This window comes from uncultured Prevotella sp., from assembly GCF_946407605.1.
Taxonomy (GTDB): Bacteria; Bacteroidota; Bacteroidia; order Bacteroidales; family Bacteroidaceae; genus Prevotella.
On sequence record NZ_CAMJOS010000069.1, the window covers coordinates 1 to 4112 of the forward strand.

The window sequence follows — 4112 nt, forward strand, 5'->3', positions numbered from 1 at the left end:
GTCATGGGGACAGGCACCTGGGTATGGGTGCCTGTTTTCATGGCAATTTTTTTGCTATATTCCTGATGGTCTCGTAATTCATGCCAGTAACTCTTGAGAGTTGTCTTGGCCTGACATCGAGCGATCGCATAACCTCTTGAATAACACTTTTTCTTCTCTCTAATGTCAGAAGTTGGAAATCAGAGATGCTGCGCAGACCACATGCTTTGATGACAGCGTCTCTTATCTCAATATCGGGTATCACGCGTCTTTCGTCAATGTCGATGCATCCATACTTTTCTGGCATCGGCATGTCAACCCATGCTGTGAGTTCTGTGAGCGTGTACCTGCGTATGACGGATTCTGTCATGCATACATGAAGGTCACCCAAGCCCAGGTAGTCATTCCCCCAAGAGCTATAGCAGTATTCCCTGGCTGTTTTTGCAAGTCCAGCCTTGACAGGGTTTTGATGGATATAGCGCATCAGGACGATAAAGTAGTCGGAGTCGTTGCACGGTTCACTCTTGAATCGGTCTTGCAACAGATGTCCAATGCGTCCATACTTTTTGTTGTAATAGCGCACATAGATATCTGCGATGTATTTCACACACTGGCTTATTGTCCAATCTTTCTCATGAATCAAAATGTGCACGTGGTTCGGCATGATGCAATATGCGTAGATGTGGCAGGTGCAGATTTTTGTTTGCATGTCATCTGAGACAACCTCTCTGAGTGAAGCAAGCGTCTCGATAAACTTCCTGTAGTCCTCCGGGGTTTCAAAGATGTCCTGACGATTGATGCCGCGTATCATAACGTGGTAGATTCCTGTGGCACTTTGGTCTCTTGCTGTGCGTGGCATAGTAAATAGCGTTTAAGTTCAACAATATCAATATCAGGCGCAAAGATAAGCCTTTTTATTCATACTTCCAAATTTTTCTGGTAGAATTTGAATTTATCCCGCATGCCCCAGGTACCTGTCCCCTCTATGGCTACGAGGCGGACGAAGGACGGATGCCGATGCAGAGTATCTCTATAACAAATGCGACAAGTTGGGAGTACAGTGTGTAGTCATGGAACCCCTGCGTGGCGGTGCCTTCGGACGTATGGCTCAGGAACTGGTAGATCAGTTGAAGGCCGTCCGTCCCGATGACAGCACAGCCCGATGGGCTTTCCGCTGGGTAGGTTCTTATCCCAATATCCTGACCACGCTCAGCGGCATGAACCGCATGGATCATCTGGAAGAAAATGTGCAGACCTTCTCACCGCTGGAAATCTGCACGGAGGCTGAGAACGCCCTGTTGGCGAAGATTGCCGATGAGATATCTGGTGTACCTACGATTCCCTGCACGGCCTGCGAATACTGCATGCCTTGTCCTTACAATGTCGATATCCCTGGTAACTTTACCTATTACAATGAAGCCGTGAACAGTCACGTGCTGCCGTTGCCAGAACCCTCTGCCGCCGACTATGCCGAGCGCCAGCAGAAGTTCATCGAGGGTTATCGCAAGGCTTTGCCCGATGCCGAGAAATGGGCACGGAGCTGTCAGGACTGTGAAGAATGTCTTCCAAAATGTCCGCAACAGATCCGCATCCCGAATCAGATGAGTCGTATCGTTCAGACGCTCAGAGTCAGAAAGGCTTAAAGCGTCACCTTTACCTCTGCACCGTTATAGTCAACGGTCTTTGAGGTTCCGTCAGGCAGAACAATCGTAAACTTCCGTGTCTGCAGCATTCCAGGGAACGAGCCCTGACGTGCACCGATAATGAGCGTGTTGGTCTTATCCTTCCACACGAAAGGAATGGTAGTATAGACCCCACGCTCATAATTGTAACTGTCGCCCTCATCCTCATAGAGGGTAAATGTGCCGTCAGCGCCCGGATAGAGGCGTAGCTCGAGGTTGTCCCAAGCCTTCTCACCGACATACTGCATCTCTGGACCAAGGGGCAGGATACTACCAGCGCGAACGAACATCGGCACACGATCGAGCGAAGTCTCCAGCGTCACCGTCTTGCCACCCTGATATTTCTTATTCGTCCAGAAGTCATACCACGTAGCACCCTTCGGCAGATACTTCACAGCGCTCTTCGTTGCGGTCCAGTCCAACTTTTCACTATTCACTTTTTCACTATTCACTTCCTTCCGATCCCAGCCCGTCATCGCATCGGTACGGATCACCTTCTCTTCCGTATACTGCGGATCGACAATCGGTGCTGCCAGGATACTACGACCGAACATAAACTCGTCAGTCATATTCCAAACCTTCTTGTCGGCAGCGAAGTCGGCAAATAGCGGACGCATATAACTATCGTTGTTCTTGGTCACCTGCCAGGCGGTACTATATAAATAAGGTATGAGGCGATAGCGCAGACGAATCATCTTCTCGATGGCATCATAGACGGGCTCGCCCTTCTGTCCGAACTGCCATATTTCACGAGGCGCATCAGCACCGTGACTGCGGAATACCGGACAGAACAGACCGTACTGCATCCAACGCACGTAGAGTTCCTGGAACTGCGGATTCTTCGGTGCCGAGCCGCTACCTTTCGTATTATACGAACTACAGAAGAAGCCACCAATATCCGTATTGAAATTAGGATTACCCGTCAGGGTGAAGCTCAGTCCTGCAGGCACCTGCTTTCGCAGCATGTCCCACGATGAATTCACGTCACCGCTCCACATGTTCGAGCCATAGTGCTGCTGACCGGCATAGCTGCTTCGTGTCATGATGAACACACGCTTCGAAGCATTAGGATAATCCTTTCGCTGCGACTGATAGATACCTCGCACGGTCTCCAGCGGGAAGGCATTACGCTGCGAACGCCACGTACCACCATACACCTTATGCTCATAGTCTGACTCACGTGGATCAAAGAAGTCCGGATCTGTCGAATCCATCCACCAGGCATCCGTACCGTAGTCATAAAGTTTCTTCAGATATTTCCAATAGATGGCGCGGGCCTCAGGACTGAAGGCATCGTAGACCTTTACCCCTGAGGGATAGTCTTTCATCGGAGGCCAGACGTGTGAGATACCACTCTGCGGCCACGTCTCGAAAGGCATCAGCAAGCCCTTCGCCTCCAACTCGCGGAACTGCTGGGTCATCGGTCCGAAGCTGGCCCAGATGGAGATCATGAAGTGGGCATGCTTCTTATGCACATTGTCGATCATCTGCTTGCCATTGGAAAAATCCTCCGAGAGGAAGTCCATCGCATTCCACAGATAGTTCGAGCCCCAATACTGCCAGTCCTGGATGATACCGTCAAGAGGCACCTGCAGTTCGCGGTACTTGTCGACAATCGACTCCGTCTCACGGGCGGTCTTATAGCGTTCCTTCGACTGCCAGAAGCCATAAGTCCAAAGTGGGAACATCGGAACGTCGCCTGTCAGTTCACGCATCTTGGCGATGACGCCGTCGGCTGAACCGCCATACATAAAGTAATAGTCAACACCCTCACCTGACTCAGAGGTAAACGACATACCCTCGGCATTGTCCTCAAACAGTGTGGGCGAGTAGTTCTCCCAGTAGATGCCCCAGCCCTTGATGCTCTGTAGCACATTCTGGAAGTCCTCCAGGTTCGACTGTTCCATACGTTTCTTCTCGCCACGACGGTTCATCTTGCCGTTCTGGATGGTTCCCAAGCCGTAGATGGCCTCGTCCTTATCGAGGAAGAAGCTCTGACTGACCTCGAAGTCACCCGTGTTCTTACGCACAATCCTGATGCCCTTTTCCTTCAGGAGTACCTTACCCTTGTTCGTCAGGAAGACAAGAGTCTCCGTCTCAGGTTCGAGCTTCACCGTCAGCTCGCTGCTCTTCCACGTATTACCATTCCTACTGACGGCCACATCCTGAGGTTTGGCAGTTACCACCAGACTCTTCGTGGGTGTTCCCTTCACGACGTGCACAATCGACGGCGTTATAAACTCAATCTTCACATCTTGCGCCATAACGCCTACTACACCCAGCAGGAATACGATGGCTAAGGACAGTTTTTTCATACTTTTACGCTATTTGTTGGATTTCGTTTGCAAAGATACAGTTTTTTTACGACAACTACGACAACTCTATGCGTTAAATATCCTAAATTCCGCAGCACTTTAATTTAACTTTCTTTATAAGTACCTGAGCAACAAA

General features: G+C 50.1%; 3 protein-coding genes. 1 reads left to right on the forward strand and 2 read right to left on the reverse strand.

Features of this window, described 5'->3' with window-relative positions; all coding sequences use genetic code 11:
- Positions 1 to 37: 37 nt before the first annotated feature.
- Positions 38 to 838, reverse strand: coding sequence for a transposase (locus Q0R57_RS14555; protein WP_294749203.1), 801 nt, complete (start codon positions 836 to 838; stop codon positions 38 to 40).
- Between the two features lie 190 nt (positions 839 to 1028).
- On the opposite strand from Q0R57_RS14555, the gene Q0R57_RS14560 reads away from it, so the two are divergent.
- A complete protein-coding gene (locus Q0R57_RS14560) occupies positions 1029 to 1622 on the forward strand; it encodes a 4Fe-4S dicluster domain-containing protein (protein ID WP_294749205.1) in 594 nt (197 codons plus the stop codon).
- Here Q0R57_RS14560 and Q0R57_RS14565 read toward each other — a convergent pair.
- Entirely contained in the window at positions 1619 to 3976 is a 2358-nt protein-coding gene (locus tag Q0R57_RS14565) for a TIM-barrel domain-containing protein (protein ID WP_294749206.1), read from the reverse strand. The genes Q0R57_RS14560 and Q0R57_RS14565 overlap by 4 nt on opposite strands.
- Positions 3977 to 4112 lie beyond the last annotated feature (136 nt).

Excerpts from the sequence above, each read along its gene's own strand:
- Q0R57_RS14555 (WP_294749203.1), bottom strand. The coding sequence starts at position 838 with ATGCCACGCACAGCAAGAGACCAAAGTGCCACAGGAATCTACCACGTT.
- Q0R57_RS14565 (WP_294749206.1), bottom strand. The coding sequence starts at position 3,976 with ATGAAAAAACTGTCCTTAGCCATCGTATTCCTGCTGGGTGTAGTAGGC.